Source organism: Agathobacter ruminis, assembly GCF_002735305.1.
Lineage (GTDB): Bacteria > Bacillota > Clostridia > Lachnospirales > Lachnospiraceae > Roseburia > Roseburia ruminis.
On sequence record NZ_PDYG01000010.1, the window covers coordinates 1 to 26,663 of the forward strand.

The 26,663-nt window shown below is 41.1% G+C and carries 25 protein-coding genes; 22 read left to right on the plus strand and 3 right to left on the minus strand.

All coding sequences use genetic code 11. The features are described from left to right. On the minus strand, positions 1-466 hold a 466-nt coding region (locus CSX02_RS03040; protein WP_189281308.1), incomplete at its 3' end, for a hypothetical protein. Between the two features lie 345 nt (positions 467-811). On the opposite strand from CSX02_RS03040, the gene CSX02_RS03045 reads away from it, so the two are divergent. The 8 genes from CSX02_RS03045 to CSX02_RS03085 all read left to right on the plus strand — a co-directional run bounded on the left by CSX02_RS03045 (position 812) and on the right by CSX02_RS03085 (position 8,148). Further along, positions 812-1,906, plus strand: a complete 1,095-nt coding sequence (locus CSX02_RS03045) for a ribonuclease III domain-containing protein (RefSeq protein ID WP_189281310.1) — start codon at positions 812-814, stop codon at positions 1,904-1,906. A gap of 382 nt (positions 1,907-2,288) precedes the next feature. After that, positions 2,289-3,209, plus strand: a complete 921-nt coding sequence (locus CSX02_RS03050) for a Fic family protein (protein ID WP_099385584.1) — start codon at positions 2,289-2,291, stop codon at positions 3,207-3,209. Between the two features lie 94 nt (positions 3,210-3,303). After that, positions 3,304-3,609 carry a type II toxin-antitoxin system RelB/DinJ family antitoxin gene (locus tag CSX02_RS03055; RefSeq protein ID WP_099385585.1) on the plus strand — a complete coding sequence of 102 codons (306 nt, stop codon included), beginning with the start codon at positions 3,304-3,306 and terminating at the stop codon, positions 3,607-3,609. After that, positions 3,606-3,845 (plus strand): type II toxin-antitoxin system RelE/ParE family toxin, encoded by a 240-nt coding sequence (locus CSX02_RS03060; protein ID WP_189281312.1) that lies wholly within the window; start codon positions 3,606-3,608, stop codon positions 3,843-3,845. The genes CSX02_RS03055 and CSX02_RS03060 overlap by 4 nt, the downstream gene beginning before the upstream one ends. Before the next feature lie 208 nt (positions 3,846-4,053). Next, positions 4,054-4,293, plus strand: coding sequence for a type II toxin-antitoxin system Phd/YefM family antitoxin (locus tag CSX02_RS03065; protein ID WP_099385586.1), 240 nt, complete (start codon positions 4,054-4,056; stop codon positions 4,291-4,293). Positions 4,294-4,841: 548 nt separating this feature from the next. Further along, positions 4,842-5,150: a helix-turn-helix domain-containing protein gene (locus CSX02_RS03075; protein WP_099385587.1), complete on the plus strand. Its 309-nt coding sequence runs from the start codon at positions 4,842-4,844 to the stop codon at positions 5,148-5,150. 67 nt (positions 5,151-5,217) lie between these two features. After that, entirely contained in the window at positions 5,218-6,228 is a 1,011-nt protein-coding gene (locus CSX02_RS03080; protein ID WP_099385588.1) for an Abi family protein, read from the plus strand. A 339-nt stretch (positions 6,229-6,567) separates the two neighbouring features. After that, positions 6,568-8,148, plus strand: a complete 1,581-nt coding sequence (locus tag CSX02_RS03085; RefSeq protein ID WP_099385589.1) for a carboxylesterase/lipase family protein — start codon at positions 6,568-6,570, stop codon at positions 8,146-8,148. Position 8,149: 1 nt separating this feature from the next. Here the strand turns inward: CSX02_RS03085 and CSX02_RS03090 are convergent, their stop codons facing one another. Further along, complete coding sequence (locus tag CSX02_RS03090; RefSeq protein WP_099385590.1) at positions 8,150-9,418, minus strand: response regulator; 1,269 nt, start codon at positions 9,416-9,418, stop codon at positions 8,150-8,152. A gap of 14 nt (positions 9,419-9,432) precedes the next feature. Next, positions 9,433-11,070 carry a sensor histidine kinase gene (locus tag CSX02_RS03095; RefSeq protein WP_189281314.1) on the minus strand — a complete coding sequence of 546 codons (1,638 nt, stop codon included), beginning with the start codon at positions 11,068-11,070 and terminating at the stop codon, positions 9,433-9,435. A 228-nt stretch (positions 11,071-11,298) separates the two neighbouring features. Here CSX02_RS03095 and CSX02_RS03100 point away from each other — a divergent pair, with 228 nt between their 5' ends. The 14 genes from CSX02_RS03100 (at position 11,299) to CSX02_RS03165 (ending at position 26,651) form a co-directional block, all read left to right on the plus strand. After that, the gene (locus CSX02_RS03100) at positions 11,299-12,285 is read left to right on the plus strand and encodes an ABC transporter permease (protein WP_099385592.1); all 987 of its coding nucleotides are present in this window, start codon (positions 11,299-11,301) and stop codon (positions 12,283-12,285) included. Between the two features lie 9 nt (positions 12,286-12,294). Beyond that, positions 12,295-13,179, plus strand: coding sequence for a carbohydrate ABC transporter permease (locus CSX02_RS03105; protein ID WP_099385593.1), 885 nt, complete (start codon positions 12,295-12,297; stop codon positions 13,177-13,179). 35 nt (positions 13,180-13,214) lie between these two features. Further along, positions 13,215-14,846 carry an extracellular solute-binding protein gene (locus CSX02_RS03110; RefSeq protein ID WP_099385594.1) on the plus strand — a complete coding sequence of 544 codons (1,632 nt, stop codon included), beginning with the start codon at positions 13,215-13,217 and terminating at the stop codon, positions 14,844-14,846. A 105-nt stretch (positions 14,847-14,951) separates the two neighbouring features. Further along, a complete protein-coding gene (locus tag CSX02_RS03115) occupies positions 14,952-16,658 on the plus strand; it encodes a glycoside hydrolase family 5 protein (RefSeq protein WP_189281315.1) in 1,707 nt (568 codons plus the stop codon). Positions 16,659-16,673: 15 nt separating this feature from the next. Beyond that, positions 16,674-18,047, plus strand: a complete 1,374-nt coding sequence (locus CSX02_RS03120; RefSeq protein ID WP_099385596.1) for an MATE family efflux transporter — start codon at positions 16,674-16,676, stop codon at positions 18,045-18,047. A 138-nt stretch (positions 18,048-18,185) separates the two neighbouring features. Further along, on the plus strand, positions 18,186-18,518 hold the full coding sequence (locus CSX02_RS03125) for a helix-turn-helix transcriptional regulator (RefSeq protein ID WP_099385597.1): 333 nt from the start codon (positions 18,186-18,188) through the stop codon (positions 18,516-18,518). A 10-nt stretch (positions 18,519-18,528) separates the two neighbouring features. Further along, positions 18,529-19,347: an ImmA/IrrE family metallo-endopeptidase gene (locus tag CSX02_RS03130; RefSeq protein WP_099385598.1), complete on the plus strand. Its 819-nt coding sequence runs from the start codon at positions 18,529-18,531 to the stop codon at positions 19,345-19,347. Beyond that, positions 19,344-20,000: a PIN domain-containing protein gene (locus CSX02_RS03135; RefSeq protein WP_242970403.1), complete on the plus strand. Its 657-nt coding sequence runs from the start codon at positions 19,344-19,346 to the stop codon at positions 19,998-20,000. The genes CSX02_RS03130 and CSX02_RS03135 overlap by 4 nt, the downstream gene beginning before the upstream one ends. Positions 20,001-20,227: 227 nt before the next feature. Next, a complete protein-coding gene (locus tag CSX02_RS03140; RefSeq protein ID WP_099385599.1) occupies positions 20,228-21,391 on the plus strand; it encodes a PucR family transcriptional regulator in 1,164 nt (387 codons plus the stop codon). A gap of 157 nt (positions 21,392-21,548) precedes the next feature. Next, a complete protein-coding gene (locus CSX02_RS03145; protein WP_099385620.1) occupies positions 21,549-22,871 on the plus strand; it encodes an aminotransferase class III-fold pyridoxal phosphate-dependent enzyme in 1,323 nt (440 codons plus the stop codon). Positions 22,872-22,885: 14 nt separating this feature from the next. Further along, positions 22,886-24,046, plus strand: coding sequence for an iron-containing alcohol dehydrogenase (locus CSX02_RS03150; protein WP_099385600.1), 1,161 nt, complete (start codon positions 22,886-22,888; stop codon positions 24,044-24,046). A gap of 150 nt (positions 24,047-24,196) precedes the next feature. Beyond that, entirely contained in the window at positions 24,197-24,985 is a 789-nt protein-coding gene (locus CSX02_RS03155; protein WP_099385601.1) for an ABC transporter ATP-binding protein, read from the plus strand. Then, positions 24,982-25,794, plus strand: a complete 813-nt coding sequence (locus CSX02_RS03160) for an ABC transporter permease (RefSeq protein ID WP_099385602.1) — start codon at positions 24,982-24,984, stop codon at positions 25,792-25,794. The genes CSX02_RS03155 and CSX02_RS03160 overlap by 4 nt, the downstream gene beginning before the upstream one ends. A 2-nt stretch (positions 25,795-25,796) precedes the next feature. Then, positions 25,797-26,651, plus strand: coding sequence for an ABC transporter permease (locus CSX02_RS03165; protein WP_099385603.1), 855 nt, complete (start codon positions 25,797-25,799; stop codon positions 26,649-26,651). Positions 26,652-26,663: the final 12 nt, after the last annotated feature.

The following is a 26,663-nucleotide window of genomic DNA, read 5'->3' on the forward strand; positions in this document are numbered from 1 at the left end:
TCGCAATCCTCGCTAGGGTGCGAGAGATTTTAATGGGACGCCTTTTTATTAGGCGCTTACCTAAATAGTATAATGTAATTGCGTGGGTTATACCCAAAACATCGCTCTTGGTAATTGCCATTTTTTCATAAACAGAATTAGGAATAGCATCTAACACAACACGTAATAAAATCAAGCGAAAGCCCGTAGACTTTGGTTGTATAGTATTGCTATCAAAAAACAATTGCTCCTTTCCCTTTTCTACGTCCCAAAATGGTTTTTCAAGAATCTTTATATATTGTTCAATATCAATCTTTTTTCCAGAATAATCTCTATATATTTTTGCCATAGTAGCTGATTTCATAATTGGCGAATAACTATAATATTTACCAAACTGATTAAAGCGTTCATATAGATTTTTTAATGAAATAAGCATTATTATGTCCCCCCTCAATTTTCTATATTTTATGCAAATATATTCTACCATTTTAAACATATATATTTCATCCCTTTTACATGTACGCCCATAGCAAGTGCATCTTGAAGTTTTTCCCAATATGGATTCGAAACAAGGCCTTGAATTTTAGGACTGTATTGACATTGTCATTTTGCGATAGTACTATATTGTTGTCATATAGTTGTGAGGCATAACAGTATAAATGGAAGACAATATCTCTTTTAATTTATCATTTTCTATGCAAGTGGGGAATGGTAAATGCTGAGAAATATAGAGTTTTATTTATTCTTTTATGGTCTGACGATTTAATAGATGTACCCATCTATAGACTATCAGGCTATAATTATGCCTTCTTTTTGTAAAGGAGGTATCTTTATGGATTCAAAAGATTTATCTGTAATCCAAAGCACCATTGCGTACAAATTTAGAAATGTTGATTTACTACAGCAGGCATTTATTCGTCGCTCCTATTCAAAGGAGAATGGAGGGGAAAATAATGAAGTCCTCGAATTTATCGGCGATAAGGTTCTTGATTTTATTGTGGTAAAGATTCTCTCAGAACGATTCGGTGTTATTACGAATTCTGAGTTTAGAGAATATCAATCGGAATATCAGGAGCATGAACTGACCGAACTCAAAAAACATTTGGTGGAGAAAAGAACACTAGCGGAACGAATTGATCAGCTTGATTTGGCACAGTATCTGATTATGGGACGAGGTGATTGGAAGAATCATATTGATGAATCACCGTCGGTGAAAGAGGATTTATTTGAGGCGATTCTTGGGGCGATTGCAATTGACTCAAACTACAATATCAAAGAGATGCAAGATGCTGTTGAAGAAATGCTAAATCCGGATTTATATATTTTCGAAGATGATATCAACTACATTGATGAAATTCAGCAATGGTCACTTCGAAAATGTGGAGAATTGCCAAAGCGAGAGTTTCGGGAGTGTGCGGGAGGACTTTGGGGGTGGGCTCCGGGGGTGTTGACGCAGGCACCGCCACCGCACGCAAAGTATGAGTGTTTTTTACAACTAAGCGATTTTGAAATGCCGGCGAGAGCATATGGCACCTCAAAAAAAGAAGCACATGAGACCGCTGCAAAATTACTATATGATGAATTAGAAAAAAGAGGAATTCTATTTACAATTCGAGATGAGATTGAGGAACCGACATTATCAATGGCTATCAATCAGTTAGAAACACTTGCACGTCGTGGATATTTTTCTTTGCCGGAGTACAAATTTGAGCAGCAATATGATGAAAATGGGAATCCGGTTTGGCGTGCAGAATGTTACATAGATGAAGTGGAATACTACTATTCGGCTACGGCAAATTCAAAGAAACAGGCCAAAAAAGAGGCTGCATATGACATGCTCCTATATGTTTTAGATTATTATGAAGCGAAAGCAAATGGGATGAAGGAAAATGAAGGAATGAGAGGATTTGATTTATGGGGAAACTAAAACTCACAATCGACGAACAGAATCATAATCCAAAGCATAAGGGATTTCTAAAAATATAATAAATGATTGACACCACATATATTTTTCTGTATTCTATTATTAGAACAAAAACCTGCGAGGTTTTTATCAGAAGTGGTGCTTGCACCAAGTCTGAATTTGTGAAAATCCATTACAATGTATAGATGTTTCTATATGTTGTAATGGATTTTTTAATTTGCAAGGGAGGTGTCTGAATGATCAAGCGTAGGAGTACCTTAAAGTATTATTTCAGTGTGGAAGGAGAGGGGGGGCATCTTTACTTTTTAGAGCTCAAAGCTCTAAAATCTGTACATTTGTCGACCTCTATGATAAAATAAGTAAAGATTAAAGGAGAGGCGAGCCAATGATTTCATACGAGGGTCTGGAAAGATCACTTAAAGATAAGGGTATCGGGAAGACAGAGTTGTCAACACAACTTGGTCTGTCTACCAGAACCGTAGCGAAGATAGGGAAATGCGAAAAGCTTTCCAAGCGCAGTATACAGAAGATAGCGGATTTTCTTGGTGTTGCTCCGGAACTTCTTATGAAGGAAGTATCCGACAATAAGATTCTTCAGGTGCTTCGGGAAGAAAAAGAGATGAAGCTTTCCGGGGGGCTGTATCATGAGCTGCAAGTAAGAATGACATATAATTCCAATCATATCGAGGGAAGTGTGCTTTCTGAGAATCAGACAAGACTGATTTTTGAGACCAACACTCTTGATGTAGGTGACGGGATTCCCGTAGATGATGTCCTGGAGACGGTTCATCACTTTCGGGCGATTGATTATGTAATCGATACCGCAGAAGAAGAACTAACAGAGGATATCATCAAGCATCTGCATTATATACTGAAGCATGATACAAAGGATTCGACGCTTAGCTGGTTTGCAGTAGGTGATTATAAAAAGCGTGCGAATGTTGTCGGTGGACGGGAGACATCAAAGCCATCGGATGTGCATAAACACATGAAGTCTCTTTTGGAAAAATACAATGCAAAGGAGAACGCTACAGTAGAAGATATCATAGAGCTGCACGCTGAGTTTGAGTATATCCATCCATTTCAGGATGGCAATGGCAGGGTAGGCAGACTTGTGGCTTTGAAGGAGTGTCTGCGGCATAATGTGATACCTTTTATCATTGAGGATGCAAAAAAGAATTACTACTACAGAGGTCTTTCAGAGTGGAGAAATGAAAAAGGGTGGCTTACAGATACTTGTCTGGACGGACAGGATACATTTGAAAGGCTGCTGGATATGTTGGAAATACCATATGAGCGTGATTAACGCTCGGTAACAAACGATAAGCGATAAAAATAGTAGACCTATCTTGAATTGTAACGCAAATTGCGTTACAATAAACAAAAAGGAGTTGATACGTATGGAGAAAACAGCAACACTCAATTTACGAGTTAATCCTGCAACGAAAAAATCAGCTGAAGATGTGCTTTCACGTCTTGGAATTCCTATGTCTACAGCTATTGATATGTATTTAAGACAGATTACTCTTACAGGAGGAATTCCTTTTAGAGTTTCATTACCTCAGGTACCGGAGGCTATTAATGCGGATCTTATGACGACTGCAGAGATTCATACAAAATTACAGGAAGGATTTGAGGATATTGAAGCTGGACGAGTACAGGATGCAAAGGCCGCATTTGCAGCTTTTAGAGAGAGTCACAGATGAGAGAATATCCTGTAAAAATTACTGAAAAAGCATTGGGTGATATGAATGGGATATATGAGTATATCGCAGTTAATTTGCAATCACCGGAAAATGCTATGGGGCAGTATAACAGAATAGCTGATCGTGTACTTGAACTTGGCTTCTTTCCAGAGAAATTTAGACTGGTAGATTTTGAGCCGGAACGCTCACAAGGACTTAGGCGAATGCTAGTAGATACACTGAAAGAAGACTATTAACTTCCGGTTGCACTTTGGTTGCAAAAACTTTGCATTCACTCTTTTTAAGAATCTTAAGCCGGATAGTATGACCGGCATCAATCACTCATTCGAGTAATTTTCGCATAAAACATTCTACAAATAGTAGGCCATTGAATGCATTGAAGAATATTGTCATTCATGATATCGTAAAGATGATAAAATTCTGATAAGCAAGGAGGCGGTATATATGATGCACATTAGACCAGTTTCTGATTTGAGAAATAAATTTACTGAGATTGAGAAGGTTGTTCAAAGTGGAGATCCTGTATATTTAACTAAAAATGGATATGGTGCAATGGTAGTACTTAGCCTTGACGCATATTCAAGAATGACTGAACCGGAAGAGTATATTATGGATGTTGCTGATGCATCAGCAGCTTCGACTGATTTGAGATTTACCCATGATGAAGTATTTGGTTCTATCTAAAAAGCAACGTGATTATCCGTATTATCGTATCTATGTAGGAAACTATATTATCTATTATGTAGTGATTCCTGAAGGAAAAGAACGAATTATGGAAGTGAGACGTTTTACGCATATGCTACATTAAAACCATTGGGGACGGGGGTTAGCGGTCAGTTGCCTGTCCCTTTTGGCTCGATGTAAGAGGTCCTATGGATTTTGTAAATAAAATTGCAAAAGTCATAGGACTTTTGCAATAATTATTGCGAAACAGACAGGAGTTTAAATTGCTTTATGTATAGAGTATAATCGTCAACTCCAATGTGAGCCACGGAGGGTGCGGACTTTTTCTTGGACTAAGCAGGTGCTGGAGAAGCTGATGGCGAATGTCTGGCTGGATATTGTGTTTACTAAAGTTACTATGAAACGTTTGTCTAGGTATCACCGATTATCGAAGGATTACCGGAGACAATCTAAAAACTGTGACACAGCATGACAAAACAGAATTGACATGGTGACCGTATTCCGTTATAATTTTGACATAATAGGAATGGCATGGAGGTAATTCTTTTATGAAGAAGATAAAAACACTCGAAGAGGCCTTGAAACGAATCGAGGAATTGGAAAAAGAAAATGCAGAGCTTAAGGAAGCAAATGAAGATCTGAAAGAGGAACTTGAATACTTCAAAAAAAGAAAAGCCTGTGGCAGACAAAGACACAATGCTAAATGGATGGCCATCTACAATGATTTTGTTGTTTGTCACGAACAGGGCATGACCATGGTGGAGATTGCAAAACGCAACGGAATCAGTGAGCGGAGTATCTATCGGTATAAGGCTTATTATGATGAGATGCAGAAAAAGAAGAAGGGGAAATCTTGACAATGTCATTAAGTATTTTAGTTGTGAATTAAATGGTAATATTACTAAATATAGGAGAAACCAAAACATGGAAAAGGAATTTTTATCCTACAATCAGCAGATGAAAAGATTGCGGGATAAATCTATTTTTTGCAAGGACACACATGATAAAACCTTACTCGTAAGAGCAGGGTATTTTAATTTAATTAATGGATACAAAGATCCTTTTATTTGCAAAATTGATTCTGATGGAAAACATATTTATTTGGACAATTGTGATATAGAACACTTTCAGAAATTAAAGTCTTTTGATGACGAACTTAGATGCATCTTACTCAAGTATATAACTAAAGTTGAAGAAGAAGTACGTGCATTAACGGGATATAAAATTGATCAATGCAACGGAAATGGAAAAATTCCTTGGTACGATGCAAAGGCTTTTTCAGATAAGAAAAAATTGCAAGACAAAATGAAGGCTATATCATCAGCTTATAAAGAATTAAGCGAAAGCAAATTAGATTATGTGGGATTTTACATGAATAATCATACTTCTATTCCTACATGGATTATGGTGAAAGTTGTTAATTTTGCGACTTTTATAGATATTTTGCGTGTGAGCAAAATACCAGTTTTGCACAGTTTATGCCACTTGTATGGAATATATGATAAAAATGGTTATTGCAACGTAAAGCTATTAATTGGAAGTTTGCATTGGCTTAGGAAAGTTCGCAATTCTTGTGCGCATAATGAACGAATATATAATTTGAAAGAAACTTTTTCAAAAGGAAAATATAATAACACCGGAAGAATCAAAGAAACATATTTATTACAATTAAATTCTTTATATGCAAAGTCTGATTCTGGAAAAAGAATTATTGATTTACTTGTGTATTTGAAATACTATCTTCCAACCAGAGAATACAAACATCTTATCAATACGATTACTCATTTAATGAATGATTTAAAGGAAGCTGTTCCACCTATTGCATTTGACAATATATGTAGAAGCATGGGAATATATGATTTTACAGATGTAGAAAAATTGAAAGCATTGCCAAAAGATGAAATTAAATATAACAGGTTTGATATTTTAACGTAATAGGCTTTATGATTTAGACTGAATTATTTACTGTATTCGGTATTTATATTTTTGTGTGTATTTTTCTTAAGTTCTTACTTGTATAATTGTCTTATTGTGTTATAATACATACATAGAGAGAGCCGAATTGATTTCGGTTGGAAGACATTAGCCATAAGGCTAATGTCTTCTTTGTATTTAAATAAATATATTTTGCGGCATGTACTTCTTCTAAAGAATTTTATAATCTTTGCACATTTATTTATAGAGTCACATCATGCAAAAAACCTATAATAGTTGCATGCAGAAACCACAATATATTTTGTGGCTGTCTGTAATTTATATCAGGGAGGTTTTTTCATGAGTGACTTTTTTTGTGGATTGGACAATCCAATCGTAGAGACAACCAAAGGAAAATTGCGCGGATTCTTATTTGATGGAGTTTACCATTTTCAGGGAATCCGTTATGCAAAGGCGAAACGCTTCGAGATGCCACAGCCGGTGGAGGCATGGGAAGGTGTCAGGGATGCGATGAGCTATGGCATGATTTGTCCGGTGCTGTCGGAGCCGATGCCGACGGGCGAGGTGATGACACCGCACCGTTTCTGGCCTTCTTCAGAGCACTGCCAATACTTAAATGTATGGAGCAGTTCACTGGATGAGACGGCGAAGAAGCCGGTCATGTTCTGGATCCATGGTGGCGGATATGCAGCAGGTTCATCGATTGAGCAGGAGTGTTATGACGGGTTCAATCTGGCAAAGCTTGATGATGTTGTTTTTGTATCGGTCAATCATAGACTGAATGCGTTTGGATATCTGGATGTTTCTGACTTTGGTGAGGAATATGCGAATTCTTATAATGTTGGTATGGCGGATCTGGTCGAGGCACTTCGCTGGGTGCGAGACAATATCGCGAAGTTTGGTGGTGACCCGGAGAATGTGACCATCCTGGGACAATCCGGTGGTGGCGGAAAGGTGACCGTATTGGGGCAGATTCCGGAAGCGGACGGATTGTTTGCAAAGGCGATTGTGATGTCCGGTGTGATTCCGGAGGGAGATTTCGGAACGGATGTAGTGCCGAAAGAACTGGTGGAAAAGGTTATGGATGAATTGCACATCGAAGACCATGACATCAAGAAACTGGCAAAGACACCGGTGCCGCAATACATTTGGGCGATGAACAGAGCGATTGCATTCTTTGGTAAGCAAGGCAAGCGTGTCAACTGGTCTCCGAAGCCGAACGATTATTACAAGTGCGATCCGGTGACAGAAGATTTCACTGCACATTCTTTGACGGTTCCAACTATGGTGGGCACCGTGATTGCAGAATTTGGTTTCCCGATGCAGGTGGGGGACAGAAAGAAACTTTCCGTGCAGGAGCGCGAAAAGTATGTCAAAGAATATTATGGAGAAGAAGGCGGACAGGCCATTCTTGATGCATTCAGAAAAGTTTATCCCGGCAAAAATGAAATCTATGCGACAGATCTCGAGTGCATGTTCCTGCCGGATACCGTGAAATATGTCAAGAAAAAGGCGGCAGAGGCAAGCGCACCGGTTTACAATTATATATTTGCTAAGGTGTTTGATTATGACATGGGCAGAGCTGCATGGCATTGCTCTGATATTCCATTTTTCCTGCACAATGCAGAGCGCATTCCGATTTGCCATCAGAGCAATTACCGGATGCTTGATCGTGTGATGTCCGGTGCATTTGTCAATTTTGCACGCACGGGCAATCCGAATGTGGAAGGATTGCCGGAGTGGAAACCTTGCGAAAAGGACAAGACATTTACCATGGTATTTGATGATACCTGCTATGTAAATGTCAATATGCAAGACGAACTTTTGCCATTGATTCAAAAGCACAAACCACCGTTTGAGTTTGATTTTGGAGCACCGGCAGATGACGAAGAGGAGTCAGGAAATGCCTGGGTATTTTGATTTATGATCGTTCCTGACTTGGTGTAATACCGTAGGTTTCACGATAGACTTTGCTGAAATAGGCAAAGCTATCGTAACCGCATTTGAAAGCAATCTCACTAATTTGATATTTTGTATTTTGGAGCAGGCCTTTGGCGTGCTCCATTTTTATTTTGGTCACGAGCTCTTTCACGGAGCAACACTCGGTGCGCTTAATGATATAGCTTACATGATCCGGCGGAATCATGAGATAATCGGCCAGATCAGTACGCGTAATTGCGTCACTGATATGATTCTCGATATATTCATGAATCAGTTTATTGTAATGCTGATAATTATCGGAACCGAGCGCCTCGCTGTACAAATCATCATTGTTGACCTCGATCATGCGGCAATCATCCTTGTGCGTGAGTGCATCTTTTTTTTCGATACCGATGATACCTTCCATGGTATTTTTGATGAAGCGTACTTCAGTTTTGGCAAAGAAGAGTCGCGTCGCGGCACCGATGTCGGACGGAATGCGCTTATGCAGTGCCTCGATTCCGCGGATGATTTCGTCTGTTCCCTCGGTAAAGAATACCGTGATGAAATATTTGTCATCCAGATAATATGAGATGGTAGTCGTATCAGTAGGAAAGAGTTCATGGAGCAAATGATTGTAATGCTTCAGAAAATCGGCAGCAGTCAGCGGAAGCTTCTTCCATTTGCGAATGTTGATCAGTGTGACGATGCATGGATTTTCCGCTTCGACATTGATCCCGAATTGCTTTAACTGCGTGATGCGTTTTTCAAGCTTGGCCGGATTGATAATCGATGCTTCAATAACTGGCCATTCCTCAAACAAAGTCTTGATGACAATATTTTGCGCAGCATAATTAAACTGGTCTGCGGCAAGCGGCACCGGAGATGTTTCACCGTTTGCTTTGATTTTTTGAATGGCATGTTCGATGGCATGGATGATATCTTCCTGCTTTGCCGGCTGGATGACATATTCGAGAACACCCAGCGAGATGGCTTTTTGCGCAAAGGTAAAATCGGCATGGGCAGTCAGAAGGATGCATTCATAATCATAGCCCTGTTCGCGTGCCCACTGCAAAAGCGAGATGCCATCTTCCCCCGGCATTTCGATGTCGGAGACGACGATATCGACTTTGTTGTCACTTAGAATCTCTCGCGCAGCATTGGCACTTTGTGCAGTAAAGATAGAAGAAAAACCCATCTCCAGCCAGGGAATGCCGGCCATCAGGGAGGAAAGAATATTTGGTTGGTCATCAATTAATAAAACATTCATAATATACCTCGGTATTATTTTTGCATCGAATCGATATGAATCGGGAAGCGCAGCCTTGATATGACAAAGCCGTCCCGATTCTCAAATTGCAACTGATAATGGTCACCGTAAATCAGCCACATGCGATATCGGACATTGGCAATTCCGACGCCGTTTTTGCGATAAATCGGATGATTTTCGCTCGGATCATTGAGCAGCGCCAGTGTCTCTTCATCAATGGTTCCGGTATTGGCAACTTCGGATACGACATAGACATCGCCATCTGTGTCCACCTCGAGCCGGGTCGTGACCTTGATAATCAGATCTTTTAATTCCGCGCCATGTTTAATGGCATTTTCCGTGAAGGTGAGAATCGAAAGCGGCAGGCACTTGGCATTTAAAACTTCCGATTCGATATCAAATTCCAATTCAATCTCATTATACAGGCAGCGACACAAATCGACATAACTTTGCACCGCTTCCAGTTCTTCGCGCACAGTGACAAAATTTTTGACATCTTGAAAATTATAGCGGAAGTAATCGGAGAGTGAGATGACGAGTGTCTGTATTTTTTTATAATCCTGCAGCTCTGCCAGCGAATTGATATTCTTCAGGCAGTTCAGATAAAAGTGCGGGCGAATCTGTAATTGCAGATATTGCAATTTGGCCTGTGCTGCATCCATTTGCTGCCTGTGACTTTCGTTTTCGGCATCGCGGATATCGTCGAGCATCTGATTGAAACCGGTATAGAACTGGTCGATTTCATAGATGTCGCTCTTGCGCGTAATCCGATAATGGTAGTCGCCGGCAGAAATCTGTCCAAAAGATTTTGACAGATAATTCAGCGGTGAAATCAGCAGATGCTGCAAATACAAAAACATGACAATCGAAAAAACAAACAGCCCGATGATCAGGACAAAAATAATAATCTGAAACAAATCAAAGTGGACCATGTCAAACAGATTCGGAGACTGATACACCAGATAAATCGGAAAATCATTTACTTTCGTGACAATCGGATGATTCGATATATTGCTGACATCATCGGCAGAATAGGTCGCTGTGAATTTGTCTTTTTCGACATTGGCAAATGATTGAAATATTTCATTTTGTGTCGGCGAAATCAAAATCGCCAGAGAACCATAGCGCTGCGTGACAATGAGCGCCAGATAGCTGGTGTCATCGAGCTGCACAATCTCGTATCGTTTCTGCAACCCGTTTGTGGTCGGGGTAAGCTGCTGCAGCAGTTTTTGGTTGTCCAGCTCGCTGCTTTTTTTGGCACCGGGATTGATGTCCGACTTGTAGAGATAATATCGTTCAATCTTGTAATTGTAGAGAAGAATTCCACGAAACATCGCATGATTTGTCAGATCGCGAAACAGATTCGAAGAGAATCCGATGCCGTAATGTGACGCCTTGTGCAAATCACTGCTGTTGGAAAAATACAAAAAATCACTTTGATGAACATGATGCATGGTCTGCGATTCGATATGATTGATTTGCTGGGCAATCGAGTCTGAGACGGATTTTTCTTTTTCCTGAATCGTTACGACATTGTGTTCGTAATTCCTGTAAATGGTATATCCAAACAGCCCGATACTCAAGAAAATCAGTGGCAGAATAATACTGAGCAAAAGCCTTTTGGTATAGGGCTCAAGGCGCTTTTGGTTCATAATAATCTCCTTATCATACATGTATATGAAACATATATAAGAAAATTATAAAAGGAACGATTCGAAGATTCAACCTTGCCGAAAAAAAATGATAATGTCTACCGAAAAATTTATAATCGCCCGAAACAGGACATAAAAAATCATAGAACTGCAAATCTAATTTATAGAGTGAGCCCGGGAAGATGACTACAATAGAATTATCGAATGAATCACACGAGGAGCAGTAAAATGAAAAAGAAACAAAAAACCAAAAAGACGCAATTTACCTCCGGTGGAGGTTACATTGAAAATGCAGGAATCAAAGGTTATCTGCATAACCAGCGCCTCGATATTAAGAGAAACAAACTGGTCTATGCGATGCTGGTCGTGATTCTGGCCTATTTCATTATCTTTAATTATCTGCCGATGGGCGGACTGGTGATGGCATTTGAAAAATATTCACCGGCGCGCGGCATCTTTGGCAGCAAATGGGTCGGCATGAAAAATTTCTATGCGTTTTTCCATGGAAAATATATTGGCAGACTGATTCGCAATACCATTTGTATCGGAGGCCTTGACCTGCTGGTCAACTTCCCGGCGCCAATCATTTTCGCATTGATTTTAAATGAATTTACGCGCAAGCATTTCAAGAAATTTGTCCAGACTGTCAGCTATATGCCATATTTCATTTCGGCGGTCATTGCCTGTGGCCTGGTAGTCAGCTTTGTGCAGGCCGGAGGTCCGATTTCGACCATCGTCGCAAATATTACACATACCGACCCGCAGAACTTGTTGATGAACAAAAAAGCATTCTGGCTCATCTATATTCTGATGAATATGTGGCAGGGCCTGGGGTATGGCTCCATCATCTATCTTTCTGCACTCAGCTCCATCGATCAGGAGATGTATGAAGCGGCGGATATGGATGGGGCAGGAAAATGGAAGCAGTGTCTGCATATTACGATTCCGAGTATCATGCCTATGATTATCATGATGCTGATTCTGCGAATGGGTGCAGTCTTCTCTGTTGGAGCGGACAAGATTTTGCTTCTGTATTCGCCGTCCACATACGAATACTCAGATGTCATCAACACCTATGTTTATCGTATGGGACTGGTCAATATGGACTTCGGTCTGTCGACCGCAGTCGGTTTATTCAATTCGATTATCGGAACGATTATGCTGGTGACCACAAACAAGATCGCCAAAAAAGTGTCCGGTACATCCATGTTCTAGGGGGATATTATGAAGTACAAAGTAAAAGCACCGCGCGTGATATTTATGATTTTTGCAGTGATACTGATGCTGGCAATCACTGTGGTATCGGTGATTCCATTATGGCATGTTCTGATGCTGTCGCTCAGCAATCCGACTGCGGTTACGACCAACAGAGGATTGGCGCTTGGAATTCTCGGCAATCTGGATTTGAATGCATATAAAATGCTTTTGGGATACAAGAAACTTTGGGCCGGTTACGGATATACGATTCTGTATATTGTTTTGTCCTGCGCCTTTACCGGCGTGTTGACGGTGATGGCCGGCTATATTTTTTCACGAAGAAGATTTCGCTATCGCAATTCATTTATGATGCTGATATCATTTACCATGCTGTTTAACGGTGGTATGATTCCGACATTCATGGTGATTCAAAAGCTTGGAATGATCGATACCATTTGGGCGATGGTAATTCCGGGATCGCTGAATGTATTCAACATTATTTTGATGCGTACTTCGATGGAAGGCATCTCGGATGCGCTCGAAGATGCAGCGCGCATCGACGGAGCGAATGACTTTACCATTATGTTTCGCATCATACTGCCGCTGTGCAAGGCAACTTTTGCAGTCATTATGCTCTTTACGGCAGTTTATAAGTGGAATGATTTCATGTCGGCATTGATTTATCTGCCGCGCAGAACGGATTTGTATCCGCTGCAGATGGCATTAAAGGAAATCTTATTCCGCACGACCAAGGACATTTCTACGGCGGCGGATGCGACATCCAACAGCGTATATGCGCAGAATATCAAGAATGCAGCGATTATTGTTTCGACGGTTCCGATTCTGTGTGTATATCCATTCGTACAGAAATACTTCGTCACCGGTATGACGGTCGGCGCAGTCAAGAGTTAAGTTAGCAATATGGCTAAGCCAAAGGAGGAAATATAATGAAAAGAAGAATGACACGAGTTGCAGCAGTGCTGATGTCTGTTGCAATGACAGCATCCTTATTCGGATGCGGGGGCAAAGAGGCAGGCACACAGTCTGCAGAAGGAAAGTATGGAGAGCCAATCAAAGAATTGACTTTGCCATTGACCGATGAAAAGGCAGAACTGACTGTCTGGGTTCAGTACAACGGAACCAATGTCAAGGATTTGAATGAAGTTGAGAGTGTCAAGAAGATGGAAGAGTTGACCGGCGTTCATATCAATTGGATCCCTGTCAATCAGGATGACATGCAGCAGAAATATGGCACACTGGTGGCTTCCGGTGATTTGCCTGACATCATTTATGCAGGTTCCATCGAATATCCGGGCGGTTTTGAAACCGGTGTGGAAGATGGCGTCATCCATCCGGATATGGATGCATTGATCAGAACCTATATGCCAAACTATATGGCGCTTTTGGAGTCTTCCGATGAGGCAATGCGCGAGGCCAAATCCGACAGCGGTAAATTTGTGGTAGCAAAAAATATTGTAGGAACCTTTGATACTGTTCAGTCCGAAGGTACCTATAATGGACTGGCTTATCGTCAGGATCTCCTCGAAAAACTCGGTATGGATGTACCGACCACCATCGATGGCTGGCATGATGTGCTGGTTGCAGCAAAGAAGGCCGGAATCAAGAATCCGTTTGTACTTGATCAGAATGGTGGATCGTCTATCGCTCTTTCATGGGGTGTTGGAACCGAGTCTCAGAACTATATGCAGTTGGACGGCGACAAGGTTGTATTGTCCCAGTCACTGGATGGATACGAAGGATACCTGAAGACCATGAGACAGTGGTACTCAGAAGGATTGATCAATCCAAACTTTACAACCTTCCATTTCTATCTGGATACCCCGGCCTCAGTTAACAACAACGAAGGCATGCTTTACAGTATGGTTCTTTCCGGATTATCCGGCAACAACTATGCACGCTTCCATATGATCGAGAATCAGGATGCATTTTTACAGCCAATCGTGGCACCGGCATTAAAAGAAGGCGATGAGCCAATCCAGGCATTTGCACGCCAGATTGCAAAGGATCCTGTTTATATCACGGCATCCTGCAAGAATCCGGAACTTGCAGCCAAATGGCTTGACTTCCAGTATTCCGAGCAGGGCATCCTGTTGAACTGGTATGGCATCGAGGGCAAGACCTACGACATGGTCGATGGCAAGCCGGTATTCAAGGAGGAAATCTACAATCAGGGAATGTCTGCCGCAGATTATCTCGCTTCTTATGCATTAAACGAAGGACAGTGCTGGCTCGGCAAGCATGACATCTCTGCAAACTGGCAGATGACCGCAGCCCAGGCCGGCGGTGAGAATCAGGAGCTGGCAGCAGTGGAGATCTGGAGCGCACCAAAGACAAATGTGTTCCTGCCAATGCAGATCACATTGACCGATGACGAATCTTCTGCAGTTACCAATACATTAACCGCACTTAAGACCATGATCGATGAATATACTATCGGCTATATCACCGGTCAGACAGATAAGGATTTCGAAACATTCCGGCAGGAACTCGAAGATGCGGGCATGCAGGAAGTCGTTGATACCTATCAGGCTGCGTATGACAGATTCCTCGAGAGATAAAGTGTCAAATAATCTGAGAATGGGCCGCGTTTTGTGGCCCTCTCTTTTTGAAAAATGGATAGCATGCTATCTATCATCCCAAAAATGGGACGGAAAGGAAATGATATGAGTAAGTTTAATAATGAATATGTAAAAGGTGTTCTTCGCACTGAGGGAACACGATTTGTAAATGAAGACGGACAGGAAATTATCCTGCACGGATATGGCACGGCCAACTGGATGAATGTGGAAGGATTTATGATCGGTGAACCACCGGTGGCTCGCGATATGTTCAAATATATTCTTTTCCCGGGAGAAGGGAAAGATCACAATCCGACCAGATGGTCGACAAGGCGCACGGTAGATCTGACCATTCGGGAACTTTGCGGACCGAAGTACCTTGAGACCTTCTGGGACCGCTGGGAAGAGAATCATTTGCAGGAGGCAGATATCGCATTGATGGCGGAACTCGGCTACAACTGTGTCCGCCTGGTATTGAATGCCAATGCCTTATTATATGAAGAGGAAGGTATCACTTTTAACGAAAAGTGTTTTAAGCGATTATCCAATGCGCTTGACTGGTGCGAAAAGCATAAAATTTATGCCATTCTCGATATGCATGGAGTAGTAGGTGGCAACAACGGAGCAACCGGTGATTCACTGTTTTGCGAATTCCCGAGTGTCTTCCTTGATGACGAATCGACCGAACGACAGATCATCCTCTGGGAAGAGATCGTGCGCAGATTTCATGATCGTTGGATTATTGCAGGTTACGATTTGATTAATGAGCCGGTATCTTCACCTATTCAGCACAAGTACATTCCACTGTTGGATCAGTACTATGCTGAGTGTATCGAGCGATTAAGAAAAATCGATCCGGTTCACATCATGTTTATTGAGCCATCTAAGTTTGCAAGAGATCCTGGATTCTTAACACATCCATTTGATCCGGACTACAACAACTGGGCGATTTCCATCCACCTGTACGGTGCTTCTCCGGAAATCAAGGATCTGTATCCATGGCTCTTGAAACGCGAAGAGTTCAATGTCCCACTCTGGCTGGGTGAATGCGGAAACAATCCGGATGCAAACGGAATATTCTACGAAATCTGTGCGCATTATGGCATTGCATACACACCATGGGCATGGAAAACAGCAGACAATGGCAAATTCCCGGTGGGTTCTGTCGGAGCTCCACTTCCGAAGGACTGGGATAAGATTTGTAACTTCCTGACAACCGGTGCGCGTCCGAGCTACAAGGAATCGCAACGCATCATGGACGAATATATCGAGAATCTCAAGCTTGAGCATTGTACCGTAAATCGCGACAATGCACGCATCAGCGCAAAGCATCCGAGCTGTACGATTTCAGGTGTCGGCTATGATATGTGGGATGAGGATGGCAGCAGACATTATGGCACCTGGGAACTTTCGAACTATCTGGATTTCCGTCTCGAGGATCATACCAAGCTGGTTTGGGCAACCGACAAGCGTTTGCCTTATCCGAAGTTTGCATGGTATGATGATCCAAATGAGTTGCGCTATGATCCGCTGACCGATTTGGCTTTGGAACTTGCTGAGAATGAGTTTGCCAATTATACGGTTCGTGAGGTTACAAAGGATTGCGCATTGACCATCGAAGGCATCGGTGAAGGCGAGGCCGAGGTGCTTTGCAACGGTGCAACAATCGGTACCATCAAATGGGAAAAGGGCGACATCTTAAATCCGGCAAAATCCTCCGTGATGACCATCGCGCCTACGGAAGAAGCCGTTGTAAAAATCCGTGTCATTCGCGGAACAATTACAGTAAAGAAATTAATTTTCGAAATGTAGAATGGAGTGCTTTGCATGCAATTATTGGTAAGGGATAAGCAATTCTATAAGACTTTGGCAGCGTTTGCGCTGCCAATTTCTCTGCAGTCGCTGATTACGGTTGGTGTCAACATGGCAGACAATGTCATGCTTGGTCAGCTCGGCGAGAACGAGATGAGTGCCGCAACGCTGGCAAATAATTTTATCAATATTTATCAGATTATGTGTATGGGACTTGGCATGGGAGCCTCTGTCCTTGTCAGTCGCTTCTTTGGAATGAAGCATCACGAGAATATGAAAAAAGCAGTCAATATCATGTACCGCATGGAGCTTGCATTTGCGCTGCTGTTTTCATTTGCCACGGCATTGTTCACACCGCAGATTATGTCATTATTTACAAAGGAGACGGATGTTATTTCTGCCGGTGTGGGTTATTTGCTCATCTCAATCCCGTGCTATTTCCTAAACGGATTCGCGCTTACGACCAGCCTGGTTTTGCGAAGCGTTGGGAAAGCAAATGTGCCGCTGATTTCCACGATTTGCTCCTTCTTTGTCAATATCTTTTTTAACTGGCTGTTCATCTTCGGTCATCTGGGAGCCCCGCGGATGGGCGTTAACGGCGCCGCCCTTGGAACGGTCATTGCGCGCGTGGTGGAATTTTCCATCACAATGGGATTCCTGTTTTTGCGCGACCAAAATATTGGTCTGAGACTTCCGGATTTGACGATGCATGTGCGTGATTTGCTTGGCGAATATGTCCGCATTTCCATCCCGGTCCTGATTTCCGATACCCTTTTGGGACTGGGAAACAGTGCAGTCGCTGTAATCATGGGACACATTGGAAGCAGCTTTGTAGCCGCAAATGCAATTACCACCATCACCATGCAGCTGGCTACCGTCATCATCCAGGGCATCAGCCAGGCGAGCTGCGCCATCACCGGAATTACCCTCGGCGAGGGCAACATCGAGAAGGCGCAGCGACAGGGAGTTACCTTTGCTACGCTGGGATTCCTCATTGGTGGATTGGGCTGCTTACTGATTACTGCACTAAAAGGAACCATCATCGGTTTCTATAAAATAGAACCTGAAACCAGAGACCTGGCGTATCAATTAATGGAAGCAGTCGCAATTGTCATCTGGTTTCAGGCCGCCAATAGCATCCTCACGAAAGGGACATTACGAGGCGGCGGAGACACCAAATTCCTGATGCTTTTTGATATCATCTTTTTGTGGGTGGCAAGTATTCCGCTTGGTGCATTGGCCGGCTTGGTCTGGCACTGGAGCGGGTTCTGGATCTTTATCATCCTCAAAATAGACCAGTTTCTGAAGTGCATTGTCTGCATTATCCGGCTCAGGAGCGGGAAGTGGATTAAAAAAATTTCACCTTTGGGGACGGGGGTTAGCGGATAGTCCTGTGTCCCCAAAGTTGTAGTACCCCGTCCCTAAAGGTGAAATTTTATCAATCAGGATGTTACAATTTTGTAACATCCTGATTGACATTTCTCATATACGTGATAGAATGTTAGTACAAGGAAATGGAGGGATACCATGAATGAATCATTGGGACGCCGAATCAAGGCATTAAGAAATGCAAACAATCTCACTCAAGAACAGGTTGCTGATCAAATTGGTATCAGCAGACAGAAGTATGCAAGAATTGAGAGTGGAGTTAATAGTATTACATTGGATATCCTATCTAAGGTTGCAGCAGTTTTTGGCGTGACGGTAGGAGATATCACAAGAGTACTTGATGAAAAAACTGTAGTACAGTACAGAATGGGGGAGGAGAACGGATCCTCTAAAAAAATCTTTGATATGCTTAATTTATTCTATGCAAATAAGCATATGTATACAAAGATTCAGCAGAAGGATACATTTTAGGGAGATATCAATGCAGGAGACAAGGAAACGTGAAATTCGCGTAAAAGCAGATGCCTTCAGAGCAAATTGTAAGCTCGGCAGGTACGGGATTATTGATTTGTTTAAAGAATGTGAAAGAAATGGTTATAAGTTATTAAGATATCCTATTAGAGAACATTCTGATCTTGGATTTGTGGTTCAGAAGGATAGAGACATCGTTATTTTTACAAATAGCTGTAGCAGATTATCGCGAGAATTATTTACACTTGCGCATGAGATAGGTCATGTGCTTTTACATTTGAACGATGCAGATTCATTTATTGATAATAGCGTAACCATTAATGGAAAAAGCACGGACGAAAGGGAGCAGGAAGCAAATTATTTTGCAGCTAGTTTATTAATGCCTGAGGATGACACCCGCAGATTTATCGATTTAGAAATTCCGGGTTTTCAGGAAAATGGCCTTTCGGCAATGGATATTGCTAGAATTATGTCTGAGTTTAATGTAAGTTTTGATATGGTGTTGAATCGTTTAGAAAGTATTGGTGTAATTGACACAAATCAAAAAATAAAACTTGATAATGAGAAAACTGAGATGAAGGTTGGTAATTTACTTCGTGGTGTTGGTGGAAATAGCAAACTAAATGTTGCGAGTGAAGTAATTGATATTCCATATGAGTATATTGAGTATACTATCTATAATTACAATCATAATGCGATTCCAAAGGAAACATTGGAGCGTGTACTCGCTTGTTACGGACTTAGCATAGATGATGTTAGTGATAAAATTGTTACTCATTTAGAGGCTGAAGACGATTTAGATGATTTGATTGGAGGGTTGGACGATTGAGAGCCTCTTTAGATACGAATGTAATTATACATTGTTATAAAGCTGGACTTCAAGAGGTTTTATTTGATTTCTTTGATGAAGGGGTATTTATATACGAGCAAATCCGCAATATTGAACTAGAAAATCATGGTCAGGGACTATTGGATAAAATTGATTTGGATATTGCGACAGGAAAGATTGAATTATATACAGATCAGATGTTAAAAGAATTACAGGTTTACAAGATTTTTGAGCATAATGTTTTGGAAAATAGAGATTTGTATGGTAGTGGTGATTTGGGGGAGGTATATGCAATATCATTGGCTCAAACTATAGGGGCTTATTCACTGGTGACAGATGATATAAAGCAAGGCGGCCCTTATATGTCATTGTTACAATTTGATGATGATATCATGCCCTTTACGTTTGTAGATGTTTTGATATTGAGGTATTTGGTAGGTGACGCGGATGAGCATACGACCGTTAGGGATTTTAATTTGATTAATAATTCGTCAAACTTAAATTGGTCGTTTAAAAGTCAGTTGAGTAAGTTTATTAAAAGATTTTTGAAAGACCCTTATAGGAGCGGAGATACAGAGTGGATAAAAAAATTAGCTGTTACTAATGGATTTAGTATGAAAGAAAAATTGACAGCATTAAGTAAATTACTGTGAGCCATTGAAAAAGGGAGTCGTTGATGTATTCGTCAACCGAAAAATCGGTCAAGGAGTATATAGAAGAATTAACGAGGCACAAGGAAATATAAATAGGGTAATTAAGAATTTACTTGACAGTGAATAGAATATCTTGTATTTTTATCACGTGAAACAAAGGCGTTTTTGCACAGAATGTGCGAAAACGCCTCTTTTTTTATAAAAGCACTCCGTGAGAGGAATATATTATGGCAATTGAATTATCCAGATTAATAGAAAAAGTTGCTCATATGGACATTACATTAGTAGCAGGAGAAAAGGGGCTTTCTAATTGTGTAACGTGGGTTCATATGGCAGAGACAGTTGAAGCTTCAGATTTTTTGGATGGAGGGCAGCTGGCTTTTACAACAGGAATAGGAATCGGATCGGAAGAAGAACTGTTAAGTTTGGTTAAATCTTTTTATGCAAAGAAAGTAGCCGGGATAATTATCAATATAGGACCTTTTATAGAAGCGATTCCGGAGGAAGTAAAAAATTTTTGTAATATGTATGATTTTCCTTTATTTGTGGTCCCTTGGAAGGTTCATTTGGCAGAAATTATGCGAATCTGTTGTTTTGCAATTACAAAGGATGAACAACGGATGATGGAGACATCAGCTGCATTTAAAAATGCAATTTTCTTTCCAAAACAAGAGGAATTATATGTGGTTCCGTTGTCACAACGTTCTTTTCGTGTGAATTGGAAATATAGTGTGACAGTACTGAAATTGAATACGACCGAACCAAATAAGGAAGCACGGTTGGAATCCTTATGTATGTCGATGGAGAATATGATTCGTCATAAGAACAAAAATTTTGCAATTTTTGTAAATGAAACAGAATTGATACTGGTGCTGGCAAATATAAAGGAGGAAGCTTTACTTGCTGAAGTGAAAGAAATTCAAAGGGATATCAACCGATTTTTGATGGAGGGTGAAAGTGTTTCAATGGGAGTTGGACGCTTGACGAAAAGTGTCAGATGCCTTTATAAAAGCTATAATCAGGCAAAGGCGATTCAAAGGCTGCAGGCCCGTGGCAAGATCGGAGCTGATAAAGTGTTTTATACCAAGCTTGGAATATATCGATTGCTAATGGGCATTGAAGATAAGGAAATTATCAAAGACTATTATCATCATATGCTACAGCCGTTAATAGACTATGATCGGGTAAATCAAACGGACCTATGCCAAACATTGCAATGCTATCTTAATAATGATGGGAGTGTAAAGGATACGGCAGAAGAATTGTTTGTTCATCGTAATACCGTGAATTATAAATTGAATAAGGTGGAAGAAATATTAGAAATAGAAATGTCGTCTCTGGCAGCGAGGACTGAGTTGATTATCGCATTTAAGCTGATGGATATTATGTAGAGAAATATTAGGAGGTATCAAGGAATTTGATATCTCTTTTTTATTGTGCCGACGCACAATATGATTTGTGTTTGGACTTATTGTCTTTGCCTTTGGAAAAAATATAATGACAATTATCAAAAGGATGAAAATTTTTAGAAAGGGTGAGGATATAAGTATGACAGGAAAAGAAATTAAAGAAATGCAAAAAAAATATGTACTTCAATCATGGAGCAAACAAGGAGCACTTAATCCGATACCGGTGGAGAGAGCGGAGGGTATCTATTATTATGATTTTGATGGAAATCGCTATACAGATATGGCTTCTCAGTTGGTTAATCTGAATCTTGGATATGGAAATGAGGATATTGCTCTGGCAATTAAGGAACAGGTCGATAAATATTGTTATATTGGTCCAAGTATTGCATCGGAACCGCGTGCAAAGCTGGCGAAGATGATTATTGATTTACTTCCGGAATCCTTTGGAAAAGTATTCTTTACAAATGCCGGAGCGGATGCAAACGAAAATGCCATTAAGATTGCTCGTATGTTCACCGGAAGAAAAAAGGTATTCAGCAGATACAGAAGTTATCACGGTTCATCTTTTGGCGCAGGAAATTTAACCGGCGAACCAAGACGATATCCATTGGAGCCGGGAATCCCGGGATTTGTAAAATTCTTTGACCCTTATATTTACAGAGAGCCAATTGAATTTGAATCAGAAGAGGCGGCAACCGGGTATTATCTTGCAAAACTGAGAGAGCAAATTATATATGAAGGTCCGGACAATGTGGCAGCAATTGTGATGGAAACCATTACGGGCTCTAATGGTGTGATTATTCCACCAAAGGGATATTTACCGGGAGTTCGAAAGATTTGTGACGAATTTGGAATTGTTATGATCTGTGACGAAGTAATGGCCGGATGGTGCAGAACAGGAAAAATGTTTGCGTTCGAAAACTTTGATGTAGTACCGGATATTGTAACCTTTGCAAAGGGAGTTACCTGCGGCTATGTACAGCTTGGAGGCGTAGCGATATCAAAAGAAATTGCAGCATATTTTGATGATCATGTCCTTTCATGTGGTCTGACTTATAGCGGACATCCGCTGGCATGCGCAGCAGGTGTTGCTTGCGTCAATTATTATACAAAAGCCGGGATTCCGGAGCACGTTGTAGAAGTTGGAGCGGTGTTGGCAGAACAACTCGATTCATTCAAGGAGTCACACCCATGTGTAGGAGATGTGCGTCATATTGGATTGTTCTCATGTGTGGAACTTGTAAAAGATAAGAAGACAAAGGAACCGTTAGTATCCTATGGTAGAGATCCTGAGGGAATTATGGGAAAGGTGATTGGCCTTTTGAAAGAACGAAAATTTATGACTTATTCGCATGAAAATATGGTATTCATTTGCCCTCCGTTGATTATTACGGAAGAGCAATTAAAGGAAGAACTGATGAAATTAGATGAGGTATTATCGATTGTGGATGAAACATTTTAAAAAAGAGGTATGATATGGCACATTTTGCAATTCCAACACATGTGGTGATAGGAAGTGAAGCATTGAAAGAAGCTTCGACATATTTGAAAGAATATGGAAACAAGGCGTTGATTGTAACCGGACCACATGTGTCAAAATCACCTATGATGCAGGAACTGAAGAAATGCTTGGAAAGCATAGAAATCGGTTATTTTGTTTTTGATGAAATCACAGGAGAACCGACAGATAAGATGATAGAAAAGGGTGTTGAGGCCTATCGTAAGAGCAACAGCCGATTTGTAATTGGAATCGGCGGCGGAAGTCCTCTTGATTCTGCGAAGGCCATTGCGGTGATGTCGGTGCAAAAGGACGGCTGCAGGATTTCTGATTATATGGGCGTTGAGATTACAGGTCCGATTCCAAAAATTGTAGCAATTCCAACGACATCAGGAACCGGATCTGAAGCAACAAAGTTTACTGTAATTACTGATACCGAAAGGAACATCAAAATGTTACTGAAAGGGAATTGCCTGATTCCTGATTTAGCAATCTTAAATTACGAGTACACAATGGATATGCCAAAGAGCGTGACTGCATCTACAGGATTGGATGCTTTGACTCATGCAATTGAGGCTTATACCTCGAAATTAGCAAATCCTTTGACTGATGTTTTTGGATTGTCTGCAGTAAAGCGTATTATGAAATATCTTCCGATTGCGTATAAAAACGGACATGATAGTGTGGCAAGGGAGCAGATGTCGATCGCTGCATTCGAAGCAGGTGTTTGCATAAATAATTCCAGTGTAACATTGGTTCATGGGATGAGTCGGCCAATTGGTGCACTGTTTCATGTTCCGCACGGGAAAAGTAATGCCATGCTTTTGGAATGTTGCCTCAGATTTGCGTTAGATGGAACATATTCAAGATTTTCGGATTTGGGCAGAGTATGTGGTTGCGCAACAGGGGATGATTCAGATCAGGTTGCAGCAGAAAAATTTATCGAGGCAGTTCGGCAAGTTTTGATAGCTTGTGAAATCCCTACACTGAGAGAGTATGGGATTCATCGGGACGATTTTATTGCCGCGATTCCGAAGATGGCAGAAGATGCGATTGCTTCGAAAAGTCCTTCAAACACCCGAAAGGAAGTAACAGAAAAAGATTGTGAAATGCTATATCATCAGCTGATCCGGATGTAATGTGCCAAAGCACAATGACTTTTGTGCCGAGGCAAATTGCATCGCAAAATCACAATCCGTATACTTGCATTATCAAAACACAGCAACGGCGCTGAAGAAGTAGCCATGCTGTGTTTTTTTATTAAATGAGAAAGAAAAGAGGAACCGGTTATGAGTGAAGCAAGAGAAGTAGAAATCAAAACAAGAAACCTGGGCGTGACATTTCAGGACAATGAAGGAAATGATGTTGCCGCATTGACCGGTGTAAATCTGGAAATTATGAAGGGTGAGTTTATTGCATTACTCGGACCTTCCGGTTGCGGAAAGACCACCCTGTTGCGTAGCATAGCTGATTTGCAAAAACCGACAGAGGGAGATGTTCATATCCAAGGAATGACACCAAAGGAAGTAAGGTTGCAAAAGAAGTTTGGATTCGTATTTCAACAGCCGGTATTGTTTGATTGGAGAACAGTAAAGAAAAATGTGGAACTCCCAATGGAAATCATGGGTTATTCAAAGGGAGAACGCTCTGATAGAGCGGATGAGATGTTAGAAATGGTTGGCTTAAAGGATTTTGCAAAGCATTATCCAAAGCAGTTGTCCGGAGGAATGCAGCAGAGAGCGAATATTGCAAGGGCTTTTGGATTAGATCCGGATATCTTGTTGATGGATGAGCCATTCTCGGCGTTGGACGAATTTACAAAAGAGAAATTGCATGAGGATCTCCTTCGAATCTGGAGAGCAACAAATAAGACCATTCTTTTCGTAACACATAATATTCAGGAAGGTGTTTTTCTCTCTGACCGAGTTTGTGTCTTATCTCCGCATCCGGGCCGATTGTCAGCAATCGTAGACATTGACTTGCAGCGTCCTCGTTCTTTGGAAGTGAAAGAGACCGCACATTTTAATGAGTTGGTGGCAAAGGTGCGGGGCAGTTTTGAAGGAGGCAGTGTCTCATGAAAAGAAAAATCAAAAGAATTGTCGAAAAACCATGGTTCTCCTCTATCATTTGGATTTTGATATTAATCGCATTATGGGAAGTAGGAGCTGTGGTGGTATCTAATACGAAGAGAGTTCCGGAAAACATTTTACCGCATTTGCATCAGATTTTAGGGGCCGCACTTTCAGGTAAAACCGTTACAGCGGACATGACAGCGACGCAGGCTGTGTTGTCCAGTGCCGGACTTACTTTATTTCGAGCCTTGTTAGGTTTCTTTCTTGGAGCAGTCATCGGTTTTTTGTTTGCTTTGTTGATGAAACTATCCGGTGTGATCGAAAAGATGCTTTTCCCGTATTTGATGTTGATTCAGTTGATTCCGGTTTTGGGATTGGCGCCGATTGTTTTGGCAATTACAGGTGATATTAATGTGAGTCGTGTGGTGATTGCATCGATTTTAAGCTTTTATCCGGTGGCAACCAATACTTTAGCCGGTTTTAAATCAGTTGAAAAAGAAAAATATGATTTGATGTTTATTTACGCAGCAAAACCATATTACATCTATACAAAAGTTTTAATTCCTGCTGCTTTACCGTACTTCTTCACAGGATTAAAGATCGCAGCTCCGATGGCGGTTACCGCATCTATTTTGGTGGATACGCTTCAGGGTGACGGCGGATTGGGTTGTCTGTTATCGCAATCATTAAAGCATGCAATGAGTATTTATGTATTTTGGTTAATCGTATTCTTCAGTGCTTTCGTCGGTATCATTATCAGCAAAATAATTGGTTGGATTGAATATGGAGTATCTCCATGGAAACGGAGGGCTTAAGTATGGAATATGAAGTAAAACTTAAGAAGGTTGGACGAAAAAAGACGCTGCGGCAACGAATAAAGGAAAATAAAAGTTGGCAAAACCTATCTACCTTTATTTGGCCATTGGTATTTGGATTGATCATGATAGGACTCTGGCAAAAAGAAGTATTGCACAGTTGGTTTCATACAGACACTTTTACACTGCCGCTGCTTAATAAAATTGGTGGAATCATGGGAGATATTCACGAAAAGCTTTTGGAGAATACCATTTCAACGGTACAGGTTGCTTTTTGGGGGCTTCTGATTGGAAGCTTATTGGGATATTTGATTGCGGTTTTCGTAGCAATATTTCCGAAAGTCGGGAAGGGCGGATTATCGGTGATAGGAGCTTTTGCTTCGGTTCCGGTGGTCGCTATGGCGCCGGTGTTTAATAACTGGACTAAGGATGTATCTACAGATGCAGGGTTCCGAAGTATGGTTTCAAAAATCATAGTGGTTACATTAATTTGTGCAGCGGATATGGGATTGAACGCATACAGAGGTCTTACAGAAATCAAACCCTATTCTGAAGATTTGATGGCAATCTATGCAGCGCCGAAGCGGGTTACGTTATGGAAGCTTCGTTTACCGAATTCAGTGCCATATGTGTTTACTGCTTTAAAGGTTTCGGTGCCGGCAAGCATTATGACAGCAATTGTTAGCGAATATTTCGCCGAATATATCACAGGTGTCGGAAGACAAATTAGAGAGAATATTGTGTTGGCGCAGTATTCTACAGCCTGGGCCTATATCGCAACCGCATGTTTGATCGGTGTGGTGGCTTATATCATCTTAATGGTGTTACAAAGCATTTGCTTAAAAAGATATCACTAGATGTACTTTGAA